This is a genomic window from Pseudomonas fluorescens, assembly GCF_900215245.1.
Lineage (GTDB): Bacteria > Pseudomonadota > Gammaproteobacteria > Pseudomonadales > Pseudomonadaceae > Aquipseudomonas > Aquipseudomonas fluorescens.
The window spans coordinates 334,741-353,914 of the sequence record NZ_LT907842.1; the positions used below are offsets into that span (position 1 = coordinate 334,741).

A 19,174-nucleotide genomic window follows, 5' to 3' on the forward strand; every position below is an offset into this window, starting at 1 on the left:
AACTCGCGCTCAGGCGAGTTCATCCAGCAAGGCCAACAACGTCTCGCGCTTTTCGGCGCCCAACCGATCAATCAACTTTTGCTGCGCCGCTTCCCACGCCGGCAAGGCGGCAGCCAATCGGTCTTCGCCGGCTTGCGTCAACAGCACCAGGCGGTTGCGCAGGTCATCCCCCTCGACCAACTGCACCAGCCCCTCTCCTTCCAGCACCCGCAGGTTACGCCCCAAAGTGCTGCGATCCAGCCCCATGGCTTCGGCCAGGCTGGAAATGCTCGGTTGGTCGAGGCGTTGCAGATTGCATAGCAAGGAATACTGGGCGACGTTGATCCCGAAGCCGTCGAGAGCGCCGTCGTAGTGCCTGCTGACGCCACGGGCGGCGCGTCGCAGGTTGGTGCATAAACATTGGGAGGCAAGCATAGAGCGTGTATATACCCGGAGTTGAGGAAATGCAAGAAAGTGTTACAGCGCCAAGCCCACCAGAACCGCGACTTCCAGAAGCTCCAACAGCGCGCCCGCCGTGTCGCCGGTGGTGCCACCGAGCCGATTGACCATAAGCTGGCGCAGGCCGATGAAGCACAGCGCAGCCAGCAAAACGGCAATACCGCCACTGAAACCGCCGATCAGGATGCAGGCCAGACCGCTGAGGATCAGCACCTGTTGGCCGACGATCCTCGGTAAGTGATCCGACAGTGCCTGGCCCAAACCTCCTGCACGCACGTAGCGCGTCGTGAGGAACAGCGCCAACATCGAAGCACGCCCGATCAGCGGCGCGAGAATCAGCGCCGCGCCGTTATGCTGCTCGATCAGGGCTACTAATGCCGTGAACTTGAGCAACAACACCAAGCCCAACGTAACCACGGCAATCGGTCCGCTGCGGGGGTCTTTCATAATGCTCAGCGTGCGCTCACGATCACCGAAACCGCCGAGCCAGGCATCGGCGCTGTCCGCCAGGCCGTCCAGGTGCAGGCCGCCACTGAGCAGCACCCACGCCGTCAACAGCAGTGCCGCATGCAGCAACAGCGGCGCGCCCATCAATACAGCATTCAGGCCCCACAACAGCACGCCGAACAACACACCCACCAGCGGATAAAAGAGCAAGGAGCGCCCCATTTCCCGTGGCGGCGGCATGCCCGGTAAACGAATCGGCAAACTGCTAAGAAATTGCAGGGCGATCCAGAACGGCAGCATCGTCAGATTCCTTCCTTCAACACACCATCGGCAGCGACCTGCAGACTGAACAGCGCAGCGTGACCGACCTCGACGTTCAACAGTTGCTCGCGCGGCAAACCGCGCGCCCGCGCCAGCAGCAGGCGCATCACGCCACCGTGGCTGATCAACAACACACGCTCACCGGCATACGCCTGATGCAAGCGTGACACGGCGCCGAGGACACGCGCGGAGAACTCACTGACAGGCTCGCCCTCAGGCGGCGTGAAACGATAGGGATCGGCCCAGAACAAGCCCAACCCTTCAGCGTCAGTTTCCATCAACGCCGCTGCACTTTGCCCTTCCCAGGCGCCGAAGTGCAGTTCCTGCAGCGCCGTTTCCAGGCTCACCGGCACATTGAGGCGGGCGCCCAACTCACGTGCGAACAACGCGCAACGCTGCAACGGCGAGCTGATCAGCCGATCCCACGGCCCCTGCTCGGCCACGGCGGCGCGCATCTGCTCCCAGCCCTTGGCGGTTAACGCGTCGTCCAGGCTGCCGCGCAGGCCGCCGCCCAACTCGGTTTCGCCGTGACGCAGCAGGTCCAGGTGCAACGTCATACCGGGCGATCTGCCACGGCCGCTTCTGCGAACGTCGCCATCTGTCCGTGCAGCGCGCACGCCAGGCGCAGTAACGGCACCGCCAACGCCGCACCACTGCCCTCGCCCAGGCGCAGGCCCAGCTCCAGCAGGGGTTCGGCGTCGAGGCTGTGCAGCACATGCCGATGACCCGGCTCAGCCCCCCGATGCCCAAACACCAGCCATTCGCGGCACGCCGGGTTCAAACGCGTGGCGACCAACGCGGCGACGGTGCAGATAAACCCATCCACCAGCACCACGATGCCTTCCTGGGCACAGGCCAGGTAGGCGCCGACCAGCGCGGCGATTTCAAACCCACCGAGGTTGAACAAGGTGTGCAGCGCGTCGCCACGCTGCCCGGCATGCAGCGCCAGCGCGCGCTCGATGACCGCGACTTTGTGGCTGACGCCCTGGGCATTCAATCCGGTGCCCGGGCCTGTCAGGTCACTGACCTTGCAACCGAGCAACGCGCACGCCAACGCACTGGCGGCAGTGGTGTTGCCAATCCCCATTTCGCCGCCGATAAACAGCTGCGCGCCGCTTTGCACTGCACGAAGCGCACTGTCTCGCCCGGCTTGCAACGCCAGGCAGCCCTGGGCCTCGGTCATCGCCGGGCCGTTGACGAAATTCGCCGTGCCCGCGCCGATGTTCAGGTGGCGCACACCCGGCAAGTCCAGCGACGGCGTCACAGTGCCGAGGTCGACCACTTCGAGCTGCGCATCCAGCTGGCGCGCCAACACACTGATGGCCGCACCACCGGTCACAAAGTTATGCAGCATTTGCCCGGTCACTTCCTGGGGAAAGGCCGACACGCCTTCAGCAACCACGCCATGGTCGCCGGCAAAAATGGCGATCCACAGCGAGTCCACCGACGGTTTGACCTGGCCTTGCAGGCCGGCCAGCTGCACCGCCAAGGCTTCCAATTGGCCGAGAGAGCCGGCCGGTTTAGTCAGTTGCTGCTGGCGAGCCAGGGCGAGTTCGTGTGCCGACGCGTCGACGGTCTTGCAGGGGTTGAGCCACCAGGTGTCAGTCATAACGCAGTACCTTTCAACGTCAGGGGCAGGCCGGCAACCGTCAGGACAACACGCTGACACCGCTCGGCCAAGGCTTGATGCAGCCAACCGGCTTCATCCACATAGCGGCGAGTCAATTCGCCCAGCGGCACGACACCCAAACCGGTCTCGTTGCTGACAAAAATAATTTCACCCGGCAGCAAGGCCAGGGTTTCCAGCAGGTAATCACGCTCAAGTGCCAGGCGTGCCGGGTCTTCGAGCATCAGCAGGTTGGTGAGCCACAGCGTCAGGCAATCCACCAGCAGGCAGCTATCGGGCGACGCGTTTTCACGCAGCACGCGCGCCAGTTCGATGGGCTCTTCAATCAGGCCCCAGTGATCGGGACGGCGCTGGCGATGAAGGGCGACGCGCGCGTTCATTTCGCCGTCCAGCGGTTGGCTGGTGGCGATATAGATGACGGGCAACGCGCTATCAGCAGCGAGCTGTTCAGCGAGACGACTCTTGCCGGAGCGGGCGCCGCCGAGGATCAACTGATACATGGAAAACCACCTCTTCGGGCCGGCGAATATTCTGCTGCAGGCCCGCGCTCACATTGGGATGACAGGCACACCGTTAAACCCCGCATAACGTGCGCAATAAATCGGTGTCCAGATGGTTCTCCACCAGGTCCGCCAGGCGCTCGATATCGCGCTCACGCAGCGCGTGATAATCCACCGCCTGCACATCCTGCAGCCCCGCCCAACGCAACAACGCAGTGCACGCGGCCGGGGTCTCGAACAAACCATGCACATACGTGCCGAAGATCTGGCCGTCCTCACTCTGGGCGCCGTCACTGCGGCCGTCTTCCAGCAGCACGGCGGGGTTCGACAGCGCTTGGCCGGAGGTCACGCCCGCGTGGATCTCATAGCCACTGACCGCTGCGTCCTCCAGCAACAAGCGCCCACGCACATTGCGCAACTGTTTCTCTTCGGCAAGCGTCGTACTGAACGCCAGCAACCCGAAGCCATCGCTTGACCCAGGCGGCCCTTCCAGCCCAAGCGGGTCATGCACCTGCTCACCAAGCATCTGCAACCCGCCGCAGATCCCCAGCACCTTGCCGCCGTAGCGCAAATGCCGAGCCACGGCAGTGTCCCAGCCATTGGCGCGCAGGTACGCCAAATCGCTGCGCACACTTTTTGAGCCCGGCAGGATAATCAGGTCGGCGGCCGGAATCGGCTGGCCCGGCCCGATGAATTGCAGATCTACCTGAGGATGCAGGCGCAGCGGGTCAAAATCGGTGTGATTGCTGATTCGCGGCAACACCGGCACCACCACATTTAATACCTGCGCCGCCTTGTCGATCTGACGCGCGTCGATACCGTCTTCGGCCTCCAGGTGCAGGTCCATCACGTAGGGCAAAACGCCCACCACCGGTTTGCCGGTGCGGGCTTCCAGCCAGTCCAGGCCGGGCTGCAACAGGGCGATATCGCCGCGAAAACGGTTGATGATGAAGCCCTTGACCCGCGCCTGCTCGGTGGGCGAAAGCAACTCCAACGTGCCGACCAGATGGGCAAACACGCCACCACGATTGATATCGGCAATCAGCAGTACCGGGCAATCCACCGCTTCGGCGAAGCCCATGTTGGCGATGTCATTGGCGCGCAGGTTAATTTCCGCCGGGGAACCCGCACCTTCCACCATCACCACTGGGTAGGCCTCGCTCAACCGCGCATGGGAGGCCAGCACGGCTTGCATCGCGATGGCTTTATAGTCGTGATAGGCCACGGCATTCATGGTGGTGACCGCTCGACCGTGGATGATCACCTGGGAGCCGGTATCACTGTTGGGTTTGAGCAGCACCGGGTTCATATCGGTATGAGGCGCTAGATTGGCAGCCTGGGCTTGCACCGCCTGGGCTCGGCCGATCTCGCCGCCCTCGGCAGTCACGGCACTGTTGAGGGCCATGTTCTGGGGCTTGAACGGCACCACCGCGACGCCCTGGCGAATCAGCCAGCGGCACAGTGCGGTCACCAGCGTGCTTTTGCCCGCGTCGGAGGTGGTGCCTTGCACCATCAGCGTACTCATGTGGCTGCCTTGTAGGCGGCCAGGGCTTCATCGAGTCGCAGCCAATGCGCCTCGGTGCCGGGCAAACCAAAGCGCAGGCTGCTGTCGTGGACAAACAGGCGCAGCAGGATGCCGCGCTGGGCCATGAATTCGTGCATGCGTTCGGCGTGCGGTGTAATCAGCCACTGGAACAACGCGCAGCCACCGTGGGGTTGAAAGCCATGGCGCTCAAGCAGGTCAAACAACCGTTGGCCCGCTTCGATACAGCGCTCACGCTGGCGGGCGTGCCCGGCCATATCGCGCAGGCAGACTTGGCCGAGCACCCGTGTCGGCCCACTGACCGCCCACGGGCCGAGCTGTTCGGCGAATAGCTTGAGCAGCTTGCGTTCGGCCAACACAAAGCCCAGGCGAACACCGGCCAAACCAAAGAACTTGCCGAACGAGCGCAAAACAATCAGGCCGACTTGGTGGGTGTGACTGGCCAGGCTCAGTTGCGGAGTGACGTCCATAAAGGCTTCATCCACGACCAGCCAACCGCCGCGCTGGGCCAGCCGCGCGTGCCAGTCCAGCAGGCGTTGCGGGCTCAGGCTAAGGCCGGTGGGGTTGTTCGGATTAACCACGACCAGCACGTCGAGGCCGTCGAGAAAGAAGTCGACTTCCTGTTCCTGCACTTCGCGCACCACGTAACCCGCACGACGCCAGGCTTCAGCGTGCTCGGCATAACACGGTGACAACACCCCGACCTTGCCGGAACGACGCAAGCGCGGCAGCAATTGGATCGCCGCTTGGGAACCCGCGACCGGCAACACCTGTGCAGCGCCGTAATACTCGCTGGCCGCCTGCTCCAGGCCGTCATCGGTTTCCGGTAAGCGCGCCCAGGCCCGCAACGGGATTTCGGGGATCGGCCAGGGCCAGGGCGCCAGGCCGCTGGACAGGTCAAGCCAATCGGCCTCGGCGATGCCGTACTGAATCACTGCTTTACGCAGGCGACCACCATGTTCAAGCATAAAATTGCGCCCCCGCGCAGAGGATCAGCAGCCATAACCATACGCCGCGCTGCACCAGTTGCCAGCCTCGCTCAATCGAATCGGCATCGGCTGCCGGGCCTTCGCCCAATGGCGGACGCTGATGCAATTCGCCGTGATAAATCGCCGCGCCACCCAATTCGACACCCAGCGCGCCCGCGCCAGCCGCCATCACCGGGCCAGCGTTGGGGCTGTCCCAGGTGGGGCCCTGGGTGCGCCAGCATTTAAGCGCCAGGCGGGTTTTGCCGAGCACGGCGTAGGTTAACGCCACCAGCCGCGCAGGAATGTAGTTGAGTACATCGTCGATCTTGGCCGCCGCCCAGCCGAAACGCTCAAAGCGTTCATTGCGATAGCCCCACATGGCGTCGAGGGTATTGCTCAGGCGATACAACACCACGCCCGGCACACCGGCGACCACAAACCAGAACAGCGCGGCAAACACCGCGTCGCTGCCGTTCTCCAGCACCGACTCAGTGGCGGCGCGGGCGACTTCGGTGCGGTCCAGCTCGCTGGTCTGGCGGCTGACCAAATAGCTCACGCGTTTGCGCGCCTCATCCAGGTCATCACCGCGCAAGGCCTGGGCCACCGGGATCACGTGCTCGCCGAGGCTGCGCATACCCAGCACACAGTACAGCGCCAAAATCTCCAGCACCCAACCGATGTAAGGCGCCCACGACAACGCCGTGGCCAGCAGGGTCAGCGGCACCACCGCGATAACCCACGCGGTCACGCCATGGCTGCGCCAGCCGCGGCCTCCGGTATTGAAACGTTGCTCGATGCGCTCGGCGAAATTGCCGAATGCCACCAGCGGATGCCAGCGCCTGGGCTCGCCCAACAGCGCATCCAGCGCTACGGCAGCGACACACAGCAAGGCCACACTCATTGACTCACTCCCCACACATTCTCATACAACATGTCACTCAGCGGCCGTGGTTCGGCCCAGCCTTCGAGCTGCAACATCGGTGCCGGATAGAACCCGGCTACCGGCCCCAGGCATAGCACCGCCAAGGGTTTCGCACCGGCCGGCAAACCCAGCAGGTCGGCCAGGGCCCGCGGCTCGAACAGCGAGACCCAGCCCATGCCAAGGCCTTCGACGCGGGCGGCCAGCCAGAGATTCTGGATCGCACAGGACAACGATGCCATGTCCATTTCCGGCAAGGTGCGACGGCCAAAAATGTGCCGCTCGCGATCATCCATCAGCGCTGCCACCAACACCTCAGCGCAGTCATGAATGCCTTCGACCTTGAGCTTCATGAACGCATCGGAACGCTCGCCCAATGCCTCGGCGGTGCGCACGCGCTCTTCTTCGACCAATTGTTGAATCTGCCCACGCAACCGGCGGTCACTGATACGGATAAACCGCCAGGGCTGCATCAAGCCGACACTGGGCGCCTGGTGGGCAGCCTGGAGCAGGCGCTGCAGCAAAGCGGGGGCGACGCTGCCGCCGGTAAAGTGGCGCATGTCGCGGCGTTCGGCGATGACACGGTAAACGGCGTCGCGGTCGGCTTGAGGGAAGGCGTTGTCGGTCATGGCTTCTTCGCGAGCACGTCGAATCGTCGCACCGCCGCGTCCACAGGGTGATCGGTGAACCCGGTCGATGTCGGCGCTGGCTGGCCTGCGACAGCGTTATCAGGGCCCGGCGCAAACAATGCGGCCACCGCCGTCGGGTTGGACGGGAAATAAAAGTGCACGTAGGAGGCGGTCATCCGCCCCTGGCGGTACACCGCTTCGGCACCGCGCCCGCCGTTGGGGCTCAGGCCGCGGGCAATCGGCTGCCACTCGGTGCTGGTCAGGGAGTGGTGATAGGTGTGGCCGCGCAGCACGCCTTCCGGCAACTCGACGCTTTGCAGGGCCAGGGCCGCGAGCTTCTTCTGCATCACCGCGTCCCCCTGCAGCAAGCCAACCAGTTCGGCACGGGTACCCTCGACATCGGTGAGCGAGTCCAGCAGGTACAGCATGCCGCCACATTCGGCGAGCAACGGTTTACCGGCGGCGTGGTGGGCGCGAATCGCGTCGAGCATCGGGGTGTTTTCAGACAATGCCCGATGATGCAGTTCCGGGTAGCCACCCGGCAGGTACACGCTGTCGGCTTCGGGCAATTGGCGATCATGGATCGGCGAGAAGAAGCGCAATTCGGCGCCCATCGCCCGCAGCAAGTCGAGGCTGGCGCCGTAGGTGAAGGCAAAGGCCTCGTCGCGGGCCACCGCAATGCGCACGCCGGCGAGCAACGGTTCGGCCTCGATCACGTGCGGCGCGGCGAAGGTCACCGGCGGCGGCAACGCAACTTCACAACTGCTGCCCAGGGCTTGGGCGGCGGCGTCCAGGCGCACGTCGAGGTCATTCAGTTCGCTGGCCTGCACCAGGCCGAGATGGCGGCTGGGCAATTCAATCCCGGTTTCGCGAGACAACGCGCCGTACCAGCGCAGGCCTTCGGTGAGGCTGCCTTCCAGTAACTGTGCGTGGCGCAGGGTGCCGACGCGGTTGGCCAACACGCCAGCGAACGGCAAGTCCGGCTGATAGCGCGCCAGGCCCAAGGCCAGGGCGCCGAACGTCTGGGCCATGGCGGTGCCGTCGATCACCCCGAGCACCGGCACCCCGAAGTGCCGCGCCAGGTCGGCGCTGGAGGGCGTGCCGTCGAACAGGCCCATGACGCCTTCGATCAGGATCAGGTCGGCCTCACCCGCTGCTTCCCACAGCAAGCGGCGACTTTCCTGCTCGCCGACCATCCACATGTCCAACTGATACACCGGCGCACCACTGGCACGCTCATGAATCATGGGGTCGAGAAAGTCCGGGCCGCATTTGAACACGCGCACCTTGCGCCCCAGGTTGCGGTGCAAGCGCGCCAAGGCAGCGGTGACGGTGGTTTTGCCCTGGCCGGACGCCGGTGCGGCGATCAGTACGGCCGGGCAATGACGGGGCTGATTCAAAGTTCGACGCCCTTCTGTGCCTTGATACCCGCCTGGAACGCGTGCTTGAGCATGCCCATTTCGGTGACGGTGTCGCCCATTTCGATCAGTTCAGGCTTGGCCCCACGGCCGGTGACCACGACGTGCTGCATCGGCGGGCGAGCTTGCAGGTCGGTGAGCACTTGATCCAGGTCGAGGTAACCGTGCTTGAGGGCGATGTTCAGTTCATCCAGCACCACCAGGCCGATGGACGGGTCCTGCAGCAATTCGCGGGAAACTGCCCAGGCCGCTTCCGCGGCGGCGATGTCGCGCTGGCGGTCCTGGGTTTCCCAGGTGAAGCCTTCGCCCATCACGTGGAAACGCACTTGCTCTGGGAAACGCCGGAAGAACAATTCTTCGCCCGTGCTGTGGCGCCCCTTGATGAACTGCACCACGCCGCACTGCATGCCGTGGCCCATGGCGCGGGCCAGCATGCCAAATGCCGAACTGCTCTTGCCTTTACCGTTGCCGGTCAGTACCAGCAGCAATCCGCATTCGTTCGGGGAATTGGCGATGCGCTCGTCGATCACGGCTTTTTTGCGCAGCATGCGCGCCAGGTGGCGCTCGTCGCGGTCGGGGGAATCAGTCATGGCAGCTCTCCGTTGGGGCTGGACAAAAACGGCGGGCAGGAAAAAGAAAAAACAGACAGCCAAGCATCGCCCACCGTGATGCTGTTGGATGATCCAGGCCGGTCTCCGGACTCATGAGTGGCGCGCTTGCTCACCGAGCGAGCAGGCCAACGGCGCGCCTTCCCATATCACGTGGATACAGTGGCAAAAGGCACCGTCTTGACTCATTTACCGTTGCGGGGGCAGCGCCGGAATCGCGGCAGCACTGTGTACAAGTGCGCTCACTCACCGGCTTCCCTGTTTCACTCTGTCGGCGTATCCGCCACAGAGCACCTGGAACAAGCCGCGAAGGTTAGTGGGTTGGGGGTGGAGCGTCAATTAAAGCCGACCTTGGACTTGAACCATCGGACCAGCTCGCTCCTCTACCCTTACAGGTATTAAGGAGAAAACCATGCATAAAACCAGACTCGCCTTACTGATCATGCTGGCAGGCACCCTCGCGGCCTGCGGCGAAAGCTCTACGTTGAAGGTCTCCGACGGCACCGGGCCTTCGCCCAAACTGCCGGAGCCGAACAACACCCTGATCCCCACCGTGAACATTGCCCCGGCCATCGGCTGGCCCGATGGCGCCAAGCCAACCGCCGCCGCCGGCACTCAGGTGTCAGCGTTTGCCGAAGGCCTGGACCACCCACGCTGGCTGTATGTGTTGCCGAATGGCGATGTACTGGTAGCGGAAACCAACGCGCCGCCCAAGCCGGATGACGCCAAGGGCATTCGCGGCTGGGTGATGGAAAAAGTCATGGGCCGTGCAGGCGCAGGCGTGCCGAGCCCGAACCGCATCACACTGCTGCGCGATGCCAACCACGACGGCGTGGCCGAGACCCGCACAGTGTTCCTGGAGAACCTCAACTCACCGTTCGGCATGACGCTGGTGGGTAACGACCTTTACGTCGCCGATTCGGACCAGCTGCTGCGCTTCCCTTATCAGCCTGGTGCAACCTCGATCAAGCAAGCGGGCACCAAGGTCGTCGACCTGCCAGGCGGCAGCCTCAACCACCACTGGACGAAAAACGTGGTGGCCAGCAAGGATGGCAGCAAGCTATACGTGAGTGTCGGCTCCAACAGCAACGTCGGCGAGAACGGCCTGGAGGCAGAACAAGGTCGCGCCGCGATCTGGGAAGTCGACCGCGCCACAGGCCAGCACCGCATCTTTGCCTCCGGGCTGCGCAACCCGAACGGCATGGCCTGGGAACCGCAGAGCGGCAAGCTGTGGACGGCGGTTAACGAGCGCGACGAGATTGGCAGCGACCTGGTGCCGGACTACATCACCTCGGTCAAGGATGGCGCATTCTACGGCTGGCCCTTCAGCTACTACGGCCAGCACGTAGACGTACGCGTCTCACCACAAAACCCTGAGCTGGTCGCCAAGGCGATTGCACCGGATTATGCCGTGGGGCCTCACACCGCGTCCTTGGGGCTGACGTTCGCAGAAGGCAGCAAACTCCCGGCGCAATTCAGCAACGGCGCATTCATCGGCCAGCATGGCTCGTGGAACCGCAAACCACACAGTGGCTACAAGGTGATATTCGTGCCGTTCGAGGGTGGTCAACCCAAAGGGCAACCGGTGGATGTGCTGACCGGGTTCCTCAACAGTGACGAGAAAGCCATGGGCCGGCCGGTGGGCGTGGTGATCGATCAGCAGGGTGACTTGCTGGTGGCGGATGACGTGGGGAATAAGGTGTGGCGAGTGTCGGCGGTTAAGTAGTCGGCCGCAAAACCAGCGCAAAAAAAATGCGCGAGAGGCTGGCCCTCTCGCGCATTTTATTCACTGTTCAGCCTTAAGGATTGCGGGCCAGATGCTCAGCCGGCAACACGCGCTTGGCACTCAGGTAAGCATTTTGCCAATACGCTTTGGACAGCGTATCCAGTTTCACCGTACCTCCGGTTTGCGGAGCATGGACGAATCGCCCTTCGCCGACGTAGATCCCTGCGTGGCTGACCCGGGAACCACCACCGGTCGCAAAGAACAGCAAGTCGCCGGTTTGCAGGTTCTGCTCGCTGACATCCTGCGCACGCATCACGATCAGTTCACGCGTGGTACGCGGCAAGGAGATGCCCGCGGCGTCACGGTAAACGAAGCCGATCAGGCCACTGCAATCAAACCCGGAGTCCGGCGTGTTGCCGCCCCAGCGATAAGGCGTGCCGACCAGGCCCAGCGCACGGAAGAGCACGTCTTCGGCAGCAGGCGAGAAACTTTGGCTGGAATAGTTGAACACCGGTTTCGGCTTGACCGCTACCGGGGCAGGCGGCGGTGGACGGCTTGCACAGGCGCTGAGGAGCGCGGCACAAACAAGAAGAATGAGGCGTGCTGAGGTCGACATGGGCAGAACAATCCTGATCTGGATGCGGCTTTCGCTGCCGAACGCTGAAAACCAGAACGCGCAAGCAAAGCTCGCGCGAACGGATTACAACAATGTCCAGAGATTCTAGCGCTTACACGTCAAACTTCAAGTATCACTTTAACTTTACTTGCTGGCAGTAACCGTAGTCGGGGCCATGGCGAGTGCACGCTTGGCTTCGATAAAGGTTTTGCTCCAGTAGCTGTCACCCAGGTTGTCGACTCGAACACCGCCACTGCGACGGCTGCTGGAGTGAATAAACTGGTTATCGCCCAAGTAGATACCGGCGTGACTTACGCGACCACGACCTGCCGTACTAAAGAAAAGCAGATCGCCAGGCTTGAGGTTATTGCGTGCGACCAACGGTGCATCCACGTTGATCATTTCACGCGTGGAGCGCGGCAGGTTCATGCCGGCTTCTTCGCGAAACAGGTAGCCGATGAAGCCACTGCAGTCGAAACCGGCTTCAGAGGTACCGCCGAAACGGTAACGGGTACCGATCAGGGACATGCCGCGCTCAAGGATGCTGTCGGCCAGAACTGGAAGCTGGTAAGGCTTGCTGCCGGAGAAGTCGGCCAGTTCTTTTTCAGTTGCGAGCTCTTCCTGGTAAACCGTGGAAGACTGCGATGCAACGAATTTTGCCTGGGAGTATTGTTGGGTCTTTTGCTGCTCAGCCACGTTTTGAGTGTGGGTGGCGCAACCAAACAACAGGGTAACGAGTGCGAGAGGCACGAGGGGTGCGAAGCGATTTAGCATGGGCACGACCGTGGCTGATGTGTAAAGAAGTCGAGACTATGCCCTCTATCACATCGATTTGCAAATTCAATCGTGATCCATGTGACTTCCTGTTTCGACGGCGACATCTAAGCCCTTAACACCCTATACATGCCTTTTGCGTGGCCAAACCGGTCCAAACGCAGGTTTTCTGGCGCCTGAAATTTGCCGAGAGCCGCGAAATACAAGGGCTGGCTACCAGCCAAGGGTTTCCTTGAGGAAAGGGATGGTCAGCTTGCGCTGAGCCTGCAAAGAGGCCTGATCGAGCTGTTCCAGCAAATCGAACAATGCGCTCATGCTGCGGGTGCCGCGCGTGAGAATAAAGTGACCGACTTCATCGGTCAGGTGCAGGCCGCGACGGGATGCGCGTAACTGCAGGGCGCGCAATTTGTCTTCGTCAGACAATGGGCGCATCTGGAAGATCAGCGCCAGGGTCAGGCGCGACTTGAGGTCCGCCAGCTTCACCGGCAGCTCACGCGGCGACGTGGATGCGGCGATCAACAGGCGTCGCCCGCTGTCGCGCAGACGGTTAAACAGGTGAAACAGCGCTTCTTCCCAATCTGCCTTGCCGGCAATCGCCTGCAGATCGTCCAGACAGACCAGCTCGTACTGCTCAAGGTGGTCGAAGATGCCGATGCCACGGTCCATCAACTCAGCCAATGGCAGGTAAACCGCCGGCTCGCCCATTTGCTCGAAGCGCAGGCACGCGGCCTGCAACAGGTGGGTACGCCCCACGCCATGCTTGCCCCACAGATAGATCAGGCTTTCAGTCCACCCGGCGTCGGCTTCGCAGAGCCGCTCGACATAGCCGAGTGCAGCGGCATTGGCGCCTGGGTAGTAATTGATAAAGGTGGCGTCGTCACGCAGACGCACACCCAAGGGCAGCTGAATCGGTTTCATGCTGACTGAACGGCTCCAAACGAACCGTTAGTGGCCTCTGTGTAAAGTTTGCAAAGTTTATACCCGTGACGCCGGGCGCACAATGCAGCAGACCACAAGCAAAATCAAAGGTTTGCGTTAACTCGGGTCAATTTGCGCAAATTGTTTGACACCACGGCTGCATAAACAACAAACCCGGCATAGGCCGGGTTTGTGACGAAGCGATTACAGGTCGGGGTCTTCAACCCCGGTGTACACATCCGAATCCTTGTACAGATCATGAACATGGCGCACCAGCACCATGATCACCGCTGCCACCGGCAGTGCCAGCAGGATGCCAGTAAAACCAAACAGCTCTCCGCCCGCCAGGATCGCAAAGATCACCGCAACCGGGTGCAGGCCAATCCGATCCCCGACCAGCAACGGCGTCAACACCATGCCTTCCAGGGCCTGGCCAACCATGAACACCGCAACAATGCCCAGCATCGGATAGAGGTCGCCGCCAAACTGGAACAGCCCGGCCACCAGCGCCGCGCCGATACCAATCACGAAACCCATGTACGGTACGATCGCCGCCAGACCGGCGATCAAGCCGATCAACAGGCCCAGTTCCAAGCCAATCGCCATCAGGCCGGCGGCGTAGATAATCCCCAGGGCCAGCATCACCAGCAACTGGCCTCGCACGAATGCGCCGAGCACCTCGTGGCACTCCTCCGCCAGCGACACAACGCGCTCTTCACTGTTGCGTGGCAGCAGGCTGCGGATTTTGGCCATCATGATGTCCCAGTCACGCAGCAGGTAGAACGCTACCACCGGAATCAGCACCAGGTTGGTCAACCAGCCGATCAGCGCCAGGCTGGACGCCGTGGCCTGGCTCAGGACGACACCGACGATATCGGTGGTCTGCCCCATATGCTCACTGATCGCCGCCTTGACCTTGTCGAACTTCCAGAAACCATCCGCCAGCCCCAGCTTGGCCTGCGCCCACGGCATCGCCGTGTGCTGCAACCAGTCGAGCATCTGCGGCGCCAGTTCATACAAGCGAAACAGTTGCTTGGCCAACATCGGCACCAACACCAGTACCAGCGCGGTGATGATCAACGTGAACAACGCAAACACCGCCACGACGCCTAACGTACGCGACAGGCCGGCCTTCTCCAGGCGATCGACCACGGGATCGAACAAATAGGCCAGGAGCAACGCCACCAGAAACGGCGTCAGAATCGAATGCAGCAAGAACACAAACACGCACAGCAGGACAATCCCGCCAAGCCACACCCAACGACGCGTATCCGCCATAAACCACTCCATCTGTTATTTGCTGTCTTCCTTCTATATAGAAGAAGAAACAATAGTTACCAACGAAAACGCAACTGCGCCTGGGGCTCAGGCGCCGCGGCGGGTTGTGTACCCGCCTCCACCGACGGCAACACCTGAGGCTCACCCGCAGGCACTTCCTGCAACTTGGCCAGGCTCAACTGAGTACGCAATTGCTCGGCACTGCCGTTCACGCGATACACAATGCGATTGCCATCAACCCGCAGCGGTTGACCACCAAAGGGTTCAAGCAGATGACCCAGGGCGGCATAGCGCTCCAGGTTCATGCCCTGCACTTCGAGCAATTGTTCGCTGCTCACACCGGGCTTGACGGCAAAGCGTGGCGCCAGCTTTTGGCTGACCGCGAGCAATACGGCATCGGCGACGGCTGCGGTGTCTGCGCCCTGAGCGGTGCCCTGCTCACTTTTGTCGCCCAGCCACAGACGCCATTTGGCTTGCCACTGGTTGCCTTCCTGGCGGGCATGCACAGCGAGCAAAGCGTCGGCACCATAGCGCTCGGAGGCTGCGCGCAGGGGCGTGGCGTCCGCACTTTCGAGATTGGGCGCAGTCGCAACCACCTGCTCATCCAGATCGCCCAGCGGCAGACGCAGCGGCAGGCCTCGGTGTTGCGCCGCCCGACGCAGCGCGCCGGCGACCGCTTGACCATCACCGACGAGGCTGCTGCCTTCGGTGGAATCATTCAGCCACCAGCCAAGGATTGACGGCCGATTGCTGCCCCAGATCGCCAGGCCCGCACCACGCAGGGCGCGGTCGGTGCTCACCGGGTCGAAGTCGACTTGCAGGCTCTCTGGTGGGCCGGCGTCATAGCCGTACTGGCTGATGATTTGTTGCGGATCCTTGCGAATTGCCGCCAGGCCCGGGCCGTCGGCGGCTTTGGCATCGCCGGTCAGGCGGATGACCAGGGTTTGCACGGCGCGCTGGGTGGCCGCATCGCGCTCTTGAGGCGATTGGCTGCTGACCGGTTCAAGCACTTGATAAAGGCCATTGAGGGTTTCGGCATGACTCGCCAGGCTGACCAACGACAAACAGCCTACAAAGAAGAATTTACACAGACGCATGGAAGATTCCCGAACGACAAATTTAGCGGCTGGAACAGACCGCGTGAACTCGGTTTGGCAAGGCTGTGACCACAGCGACCGGTAAAACATTCACAGGGTCTTGGCAGTTTTTGTACTGTCATAACGATAGCGGGTTAAAGGCTATACCTTAATACACGCCATAACAGGCCCGATTAGCATTTTTTTAACGCCATATGCCCCTGCCCGTCGGCCCGAGGATGGCCGCTGCCCCTCAAGCCTGATAAAATCGCGCGCCTTCGCAGACCGTCAACGGCAAGGCCTTTTACCCAAAGCCCCTGCCCGCTCGGTCGTTACCCCTGAATCCCCCCTAAAGGCCTGGATCATGAGCAAGCAACCCTCCCTGAGCTACAAGGACGCCGGTGTAGACATCGACGCCGGTGAAGCATTGGTCGAACGCATCAAGAGCGTCGCCAAGCGCACTGCGCGCCCCGAAGTCATGGGCGGCCTGGGCGGTTTTGGCGCCCTCTGCGAAATCCCGGCCGGCTACAAACAGCCTGTGCTGGTCTCCGGCACCGACGGTGTGGGCACCAAGCTGCGCCTGGCACTGAACCTGAACAAGCACGACACCATCGGCATCGACCTGGTTGCCATGTGCGTCAACGACCTGGTGGTGTGTGGCGCAGAGCCGCTGTTCTTCCTCGACTACTACGCCACCGGCAAGCTGAACGTGGACACCGCTGCACAAGTGGTGACCGGTATCGGCGCCGGCTGCGAACTGTCGGGTTGCTCGCTGGTGGGCGGCGAAACCGCTGAAATGCCAGGCATGTACGAAGGCGAAGACTACGACCTGGCCGGCTTCTGCGTCGGTGTTGTCGAAAAAGCCGAGATCATCGACGGCTCCAAAGTCGCTGCCGGCGACGCCCTGCTTGCTCTGCCGTCCTCCGGCCCGCACTCCAACGGCTACTCGCTGATCCGCAAGATCATCGAAGTGTCCGGCGCCGACATCGAGAACACCCAGCTCGACGGCAAGCCGCTGACCGACCTGCTGATGGCCCCGACCCGTATCTACGTGAAGCCGCTGCTCAAGCTGATCAAGGACACCGGCGCCGTCAAGGCCATGGCCCACATCACCGGTGGTGGTCTGCTGGACAACATCCCGCGTGTACTGCCAAAAGGCGCCCAGGCGATTGTCGACGTGGCCAGCTGGCAGCGTCCTGCGGTATTCGACTGGCTGCAAGCGCAAGGCAACGTCAACGAAACCGAAATGCACCGCGTGCTGAACTGCGGCGTGGGCATGGTTATCTGCGTGGCTCAAGAGCACGTTGAAATCGCGCTGAACGTACTGCGTGAAGCCGGCGAGCAGCCTTGGGTCATCGGCCAGATCGCCACCGCTCCGGAAGGCGCGGCCCAGGTTGAACTGAAGAACCTTAAGGCGCACTGATGCCTGCAACCTGTGATGTCGTGGTGCTGCTTTCCGGCACCGGCAGTAACTTGCAGGCCTTGATCGACAGCACGCGCACCGGCGACAGCCCGGTGCGCATCGCTGCGGTTATTTCCAACCGCAGCGACGCGTACGGCCTGCAACGCGCGCGGGACGCAGGTATCGAAACCCGCTCCCTGGATCACAAGGCTTTCGAAGGCCGTGAGGCCTTCGACAGCGCCTTGATCGAACTGATCGACGCCTTCAACCCCAAACTGGTGGTCCTCGCCGGCTTCATGCGCATCCTCAGCGCTGACTTCGTGCGGCATTACGAGGGGCGCCTGCTCAATATCCACCCTTCCCTGCTACCCAAGTACAAAGGTATGCACACGCATCAGCGCGCGCTTGACGCTGGCGACAGCGAGCACGGCTGCAGCGTGCACTTTGTAACCGAGGAACTCGATGGCGGGCCTCTGGTCGTACAGGCAGTGGTTCCGGTAGAGTCTGCGGACTCAGCGCAGACGCTTGCGCAACGGGTTCATACCCAGGAACACAGGATTTACCCGCTGGCTGTTCGCTGGTTTGCCGAAGGACGATTGATTCTCGGCGAACAGGGTGCATTATTGGACGGTCAGTTACTCGCGGCCAGCGGCCACTTGATTCGAACCTAGGAGATTTTATGCGTCGCGCCTTGCTCTTCGCTTTTGCGCTGTTCGCCTTGCCCGCCGTGCAAGCAGCAGACCTTCACCCGTTCTCTGCCAGCTACACCGCCGACTGGAAACAGTTGCCCATGAGCGGTTCGGCCGAACGCAGCCTGACCAAGAATGACAATGGCTCATGGACCTTGAATTTCAAGGCCTCGATGATGATTGCCAGCCTCACCGAAACCAGCGTGATCACCCTGGACAAGGACGCACTGCAACCGAAGAGCTACACCTTCGAGCGCGGCGGCCTGGGCAAGGCGAAGAAGATCAATCTGGACTTCGACCACGCCACCAACAAGGTCACCGGCTTCGAAAACAAAGACCCGGTCAACGTCACTCTCGAAAGCGGCATGCTCGACAAGTCGACCTACCAGCTTGCCCTGCAGCGTGACGTCGCCGCCGGCAAGAAAAGCATGAGCTACCGCGTAGTCGAGGGCACCGACGTCGACACCTACGACTTCCGCGTGATCGGCCCGGAAAAGGTCCAGACCAAAGCCGGCGCTATCGATGCTATCAAGGTCGAGCGCGTGCGCGATCCATCGCAAAGCAAGCGCATCACCCAGATGTGGTTTGCCAAGGACTGGGGCGGCATCCTGGTTGCCTTGCGTCAGGTGGAAACCGACGGCAAGGAATACAACATCATGCTGTTGGACGGCACCGTTGACGGCAAGGCTGTCAAAGGCAGCTGATAGGCTGATGAGCTGAAAAAAGGAGCCTCGCTGAATGCGGGGCTTTTTTTCGCCCGGGATTTTTCAGTCAGGCGAATACCGCTATCGCAGGCAAGCCAGCGCCCACATTGGAATGCATTTCAAGGGTAGGCGCTGGCTTGCCTGCGATGCCGTCAGCACGGCCGAGCCACGCCTGAAAGCCTCCCAAAACATGAAACTTTTGTCATAAAACTCAGCACCCTGCGACGCAATGCCGCGGTTTACGGGGCCTGCAGGAATGTTGCGGTTTATGCAAAGAATTGTTGCGCGCAAAATCGGTTTACTTAGCAAGCTAACAAAACATATAAAAGAGGCCTGCGACGACTTGCCGCAGATCAACCAGAGATTGGAGCAAGCAGATGACTGTAAAAGTAACTGAACGCGACGATGCACACATGTCTCATGAAGCACTGGGCCATGGGATTCACATCTGGGATGTACATCAACAAGACCAACTGGTCGGCATGTTCCACAACGAGAACGAAGCCCACAATTATAAAAACGAGCTCGAAATTCTTGAGATGAAACGCCAGGCACAAAGCTCCTGAGACTCTG

At 61.8% G+C, this 19,174-nt stretch carries 21 protein-coding genes and 1 riboswitch; of the genes, 5 read left to right on the plus strand and 16 right to left on the minus strand.

The genetic code is table 11. From position 1 onward, the window contains the following. Nucleotides 1-9: 9 nt before the first annotated feature. From CPH89_RS01580 to cobO, 11 genes are all read right to left on the minus strand, one after another. Nucleotides 10-414: a MarR family winged helix-turn-helix transcriptional regulator gene (locus CPH89_RS01580; RefSeq protein ID WP_053257344.1), complete on the minus strand. Its 405-nt coding sequence runs from the start codon at nucleotides 412-414 to the stop codon at nucleotides 10-12. Nucleotides 415-456: 42 nt separating this feature from the next. Then, a complete protein-coding gene (locus CPH89_RS01585; protein ID WP_053257345.1) occupies nucleotides 457-1,185 on the minus strand; it encodes an adenosylcobinamide-GDP ribazoletransferase in 729 nt (242 codons plus the stop codon). A gap of 2 nt (nucleotides 1,186-1,187) precedes the next feature. Then, nucleotides 1,188-1,763, minus strand: coding sequence for an alpha-ribazole phosphatase family protein (cobC, locus tag CPH89_RS01590; protein WP_053257346.1), 576 nt, complete (start codon nucleotides 1,761-1,763; stop codon nucleotides 1,188-1,190). Then, nucleotides 1,760-2,815, minus strand: a complete 1,056-nt coding sequence (cobT, locus tag CPH89_RS01595; RefSeq protein WP_053257347.1) for a nicotinate-nucleotide--dimethylbenzimidazole phosphoribosyltransferase — start codon at nucleotides 2,813-2,815, stop codon at nucleotides 1,760-1,762. Before cobT ends, cobC begins: the two co-directional genes overlap by 4 nt. Beyond that, a complete protein-coding gene (gene cobU, locus CPH89_RS01600) occupies nucleotides 2,812-3,333 on the minus strand; it encodes a bifunctional adenosylcobinamide kinase/adenosylcobinamide-phosphate guanylyltransferase (protein ID WP_053257348.1) in 522 nt (173 codons plus the stop codon). Before cobU ends, cobT begins: the two co-directional genes overlap by 4 nt. Before the next feature lie 73 nt (nucleotides 3,334-3,406). Continuing rightward, a complete protein-coding gene (locus CPH89_RS01605; RefSeq protein WP_053257349.1) occupies nucleotides 3,407-4,858 on the minus strand; it encodes a cobyric acid synthase in 1,452 nt (483 codons plus the stop codon). Next, nucleotides 4,855-5,844, minus strand: coding sequence for a threonine-phosphate decarboxylase CobD (cobD, locus tag CPH89_RS01610; RefSeq protein ID WP_053257350.1), 990 nt, complete (start codon nucleotides 5,842-5,844; stop codon nucleotides 4,855-4,857). The genes CPH89_RS01605 and cobD overlap by 4 nt, the downstream gene beginning before the upstream one ends. Then, nucleotides 5,837-6,745, minus strand: coding sequence for an adenosylcobinamide-phosphate synthase CbiB (gene cbiB / locus CPH89_RS01615; protein WP_053257351.1), 909 nt, complete (start codon nucleotides 6,743-6,745; stop codon nucleotides 5,837-5,839). Before cbiB ends, cobD begins: the two co-directional genes overlap by 8 nt. After that, complete coding sequence (gene bluB, locus CPH89_RS01620) at nucleotides 6,742-7,392, minus strand: 5,6-dimethylbenzimidazole synthase (protein ID WP_053257352.1); 651 nt, start codon at nucleotides 7,390-7,392, stop codon at nucleotides 6,742-6,744. Before bluB ends, cbiB begins: the two co-directional genes overlap by 4 nt. Beyond that, nucleotides 7,389-8,792: a cobyrinic acid a,c-diamide synthase CobB gene (locus CPH89_RS01625; RefSeq protein ID WP_053257353.1), complete on the minus strand. Its 1,404-nt coding sequence runs from the start codon at nucleotides 8,790-8,792 to the stop codon at nucleotides 7,389-7,391. Before CPH89_RS01625 ends, bluB begins: the two co-directional genes overlap by 4 nt. Beyond that, complete coding sequence (cobO, locus tag CPH89_RS01630; protein ID WP_053257354.1) at nucleotides 8,789-9,400, minus strand: cob(I)yrinic acid a,c-diamide adenosyltransferase; 612 nt, start codon at nucleotides 9,398-9,400, stop codon at nucleotides 8,789-8,791. Before cobO ends, CPH89_RS01625 begins: the two co-directional genes overlap by 4 nt. Nucleotides 9,401-9,479: 79 nt before the next feature. After that, nucleotides 9,480-9,731: riboswitch (cobalamin riboswitch) on the minus strand. 99 nt (nucleotides 9,732-9,830) lie between these two features. On the opposite strand from cobO, the gene CPH89_RS01635 reads away from it, so the two are divergent. Next, nucleotides 9,831-11,144, plus strand: a complete 1,314-nt coding sequence (locus tag CPH89_RS01635) for a PQQ-dependent sugar dehydrogenase (RefSeq protein ID WP_053257355.1) — start codon at nucleotides 9,831-9,833, stop codon at nucleotides 11,142-11,144. Nucleotides 11,145-11,217: 73 nt separating this feature from the next. On the opposite strand, the gene CPH89_RS01640 is transcribed toward CPH89_RS01635, so the two are convergent. The 5 genes from CPH89_RS01640 to CPH89_RS01660 all read right to left on the minus strand — a co-directional run bounded on the left by CPH89_RS01640 (nucleotide 11,218) and on the right by CPH89_RS01660 (nucleotide 15,827). Beyond that, complete coding sequence (locus CPH89_RS01640) at nucleotides 11,218-11,760, minus strand: C40 family peptidase (protein ID WP_053257356.1); 543 nt, start codon at nucleotides 11,758-11,760, stop codon at nucleotides 11,218-11,220. 144 nt (nucleotides 11,761-11,904) lie between these two features. Continuing rightward, nucleotides 11,905-12,534 carry a C40 family peptidase gene (locus tag CPH89_RS01645; RefSeq protein ID WP_053257357.1) on the minus strand — a complete coding sequence of 210 codons (630 nt, stop codon included), beginning with the start codon at nucleotides 12,532-12,534 and terminating at the stop codon, nucleotides 11,905-11,907. A 213-nt stretch (nucleotides 12,535-12,747) separates the two neighbouring features. After that, nucleotides 12,748-13,452, minus strand: coding sequence for a DnaA regulatory inactivator Hda (gene hda / locus CPH89_RS01650; protein ID WP_017134884.1), 705 nt, complete (start codon nucleotides 13,450-13,452; stop codon nucleotides 12,748-12,750). A 204-nt stretch (nucleotides 13,453-13,656) separates the two neighbouring features. After that, a complete protein-coding gene (locus tag CPH89_RS01655; protein WP_053257358.1) occupies nucleotides 13,657-14,730 on the minus strand; it encodes an AI-2E family transporter in 1,074 nt (357 codons plus the stop codon). Between the two features lie 56 nt (nucleotides 14,731-14,786). Then, nucleotides 14,787-15,827 carry a DUF2066 domain-containing protein gene (locus tag CPH89_RS01660; protein WP_053257359.1) on the minus strand — a complete coding sequence of 347 codons (1,041 nt, stop codon included), beginning with the start codon at nucleotides 15,825-15,827 and terminating at the stop codon, nucleotides 14,787-14,789. 343 nt (nucleotides 15,828-16,170) lie between these two features. On the opposite strand from CPH89_RS01660, the gene purM reads away from it, so the two are divergent. From purM to CPH89_RS01680, 4 genes are all read left to right on the plus strand, one after another. After that, the gene (gene purM / locus CPH89_RS01665; protein ID WP_053257360.1) at nucleotides 16,171-17,229 is read left to right on the plus strand and encodes a phosphoribosylformylglycinamidine cyclo-ligase; all 1,059 of its coding nucleotides are present in this window, start codon (nucleotides 16,171-16,173) and stop codon (nucleotides 17,227-17,229) included. Then, nucleotides 17,229-17,879 (plus strand): phosphoribosylglycinamide formyltransferase, encoded by a 651-nt coding sequence (gene purN, locus CPH89_RS01670; protein WP_053257361.1) that lies wholly within the window; start codon nucleotides 17,229-17,231, stop codon nucleotides 17,877-17,879. The genes purM and purN overlap by 1 nt, the downstream gene beginning before the upstream one ends. An 8-nt stretch (nucleotides 17,880-17,887) precedes the next feature. Beyond that, on the plus strand, nucleotides 17,888-18,601 hold the full coding sequence (locus tag CPH89_RS01675; RefSeq protein WP_053257362.1) for a DUF3108 domain-containing protein: 714 nt from the start codon (nucleotides 17,888-17,890) through the stop codon (nucleotides 18,599-18,601). Between the two features lie 377 nt (nucleotides 18,602-18,978). Beyond that, nucleotides 18,979-19,167, plus strand: a complete 189-nt coding sequence (locus CPH89_RS01680; protein ID WP_053257363.1) for a hypothetical protein — start codon at nucleotides 18,979-18,981, stop codon at nucleotides 19,165-19,167. The last annotated feature ends 7 nt before the right edge of the window (nucleotides 19,168-19,174 follow it).

Bases quoted from the DNA above. Each gene is read 5' to 3' on its own strand.
- CPH89_RS01580 (WP_053257344.1), bottom strand. From the start codon at position 414: ATGCTTGCCTCCCAATGTTTATGCACCAACCTGCGACGCGCCGCCCGT.
- CPH89_RS01585 (WP_053257345.1), bottom strand. From the start codon at position 1,185: ATGCTGCCGTTCTGGATCGCCCTGCAATTTCTTAGCAGTTTGCCGATT.
- cobC (WP_053257346.1), bottom strand. From the start codon at position 1,763: ATGACGTTGCACCTGGACCTGCTGCGTCACGGCGAAACCGAGTTGGGC.
- cobT (WP_053257347.1), bottom strand. From the start codon at position 2,815: ATGACTGACACCTGGTGGCTCAACCCCTGCAAGACCGTCGACGCGTCG.
- cobU (WP_053257348.1), bottom strand. From the start codon at position 3,333: ATGTATCAGTTGATCCTCGGCGGCGCCCGCTCCGGCAAGAGTCGTCTC.
- CPH89_RS01605 (WP_053257349.1), bottom strand. From the start codon at position 4,858: ATGAGTACGCTGATGGTGCAAGGCACCACCTCCGACGCGGGCAAAAGC.
- cobD (WP_053257350.1), bottom strand. From the start codon at position 5,844: ATGCTTGAACATGGTGGTCGCCTGCGTAAAGCAGTGATTCAGTACGGC.
- cbiB (WP_053257351.1), bottom strand. From the start codon at position 6,745: ATGAGTGTGGCCTTGCTGTGTGTCGCTGCCGTAGCGCTGGATGCGCTG.
- bluB (WP_053257352.1), bottom strand. From the start codon at position 7,392: ATGACCGACAACGCCTTCCCTCAAGCCGACCGCGACGCCGTTTACCGT.
- cobO (WP_053257354.1), bottom strand. From the start codon at position 9,400: ATGACTGATTCCCCCGACCGCGACGAGCGCCACCTGGCGCGCATGCTG.
- CPH89_RS01635 (WP_053257355.1), top strand. From the start codon at position 9,831: ATGCATAAAACCAGACTCGCCTTACTGATCATGCTGGCAGGCACCCTC.
- CPH89_RS01640 (WP_053257356.1), bottom strand. From the start codon at position 11,760: ATGTCGACCTCAGCACGCCTCATTCTTCTTGTTTGTGCCGCGCTCCTC.
- CPH89_RS01645 (WP_053257357.1), bottom strand. From the start codon at position 12,534: ATGCTAAATCGCTTCGCACCCCTCGTGCCTCTCGCACTCGTTACCCTG.
- hda (WP_017134884.1), bottom strand. From the start codon at position 13,452: ATGAAACCGATTCAGCTGCCCTTGGGTGTGCGTCTGCGTGACGACGCC.
- CPH89_RS01655 (WP_053257358.1), bottom strand. From the start codon at position 14,730: ATGGCGGATACGCGTCGTTGGGTGTGGCTTGGCGGGATTGTCCTGCTG.
- CPH89_RS01660 (WP_053257359.1), bottom strand. From the start codon at position 15,827: ATGCGTCTGTGTAAATTCTTCTTTGTAGGCTGTTTGTCGTTGGTCAGC.
- purM (WP_053257360.1), top strand. From the start codon at position 16,171: ATGAGCAAGCAACCCTCCCTGAGCTACAAGGACGCCGGTGTAGACATC.
- purN (WP_053257361.1), top strand. From the start codon at position 17,229: ATGCCTGCAACCTGTGATGTCGTGGTGCTGCTTTCCGGCACCGGCAGT.
- CPH89_RS01675 (WP_053257362.1), top strand. From the start codon at position 17,888: ATGCGTCGCGCCTTGCTCTTCGCTTTTGCGCTGTTCGCCTTGCCCGCC.
- CPH89_RS01680 (WP_053257363.1), top strand. From the start codon at position 18,979: ATGACTGTAAAAGTAACTGAACGCGACGATGCACACATGTCTCATGAA.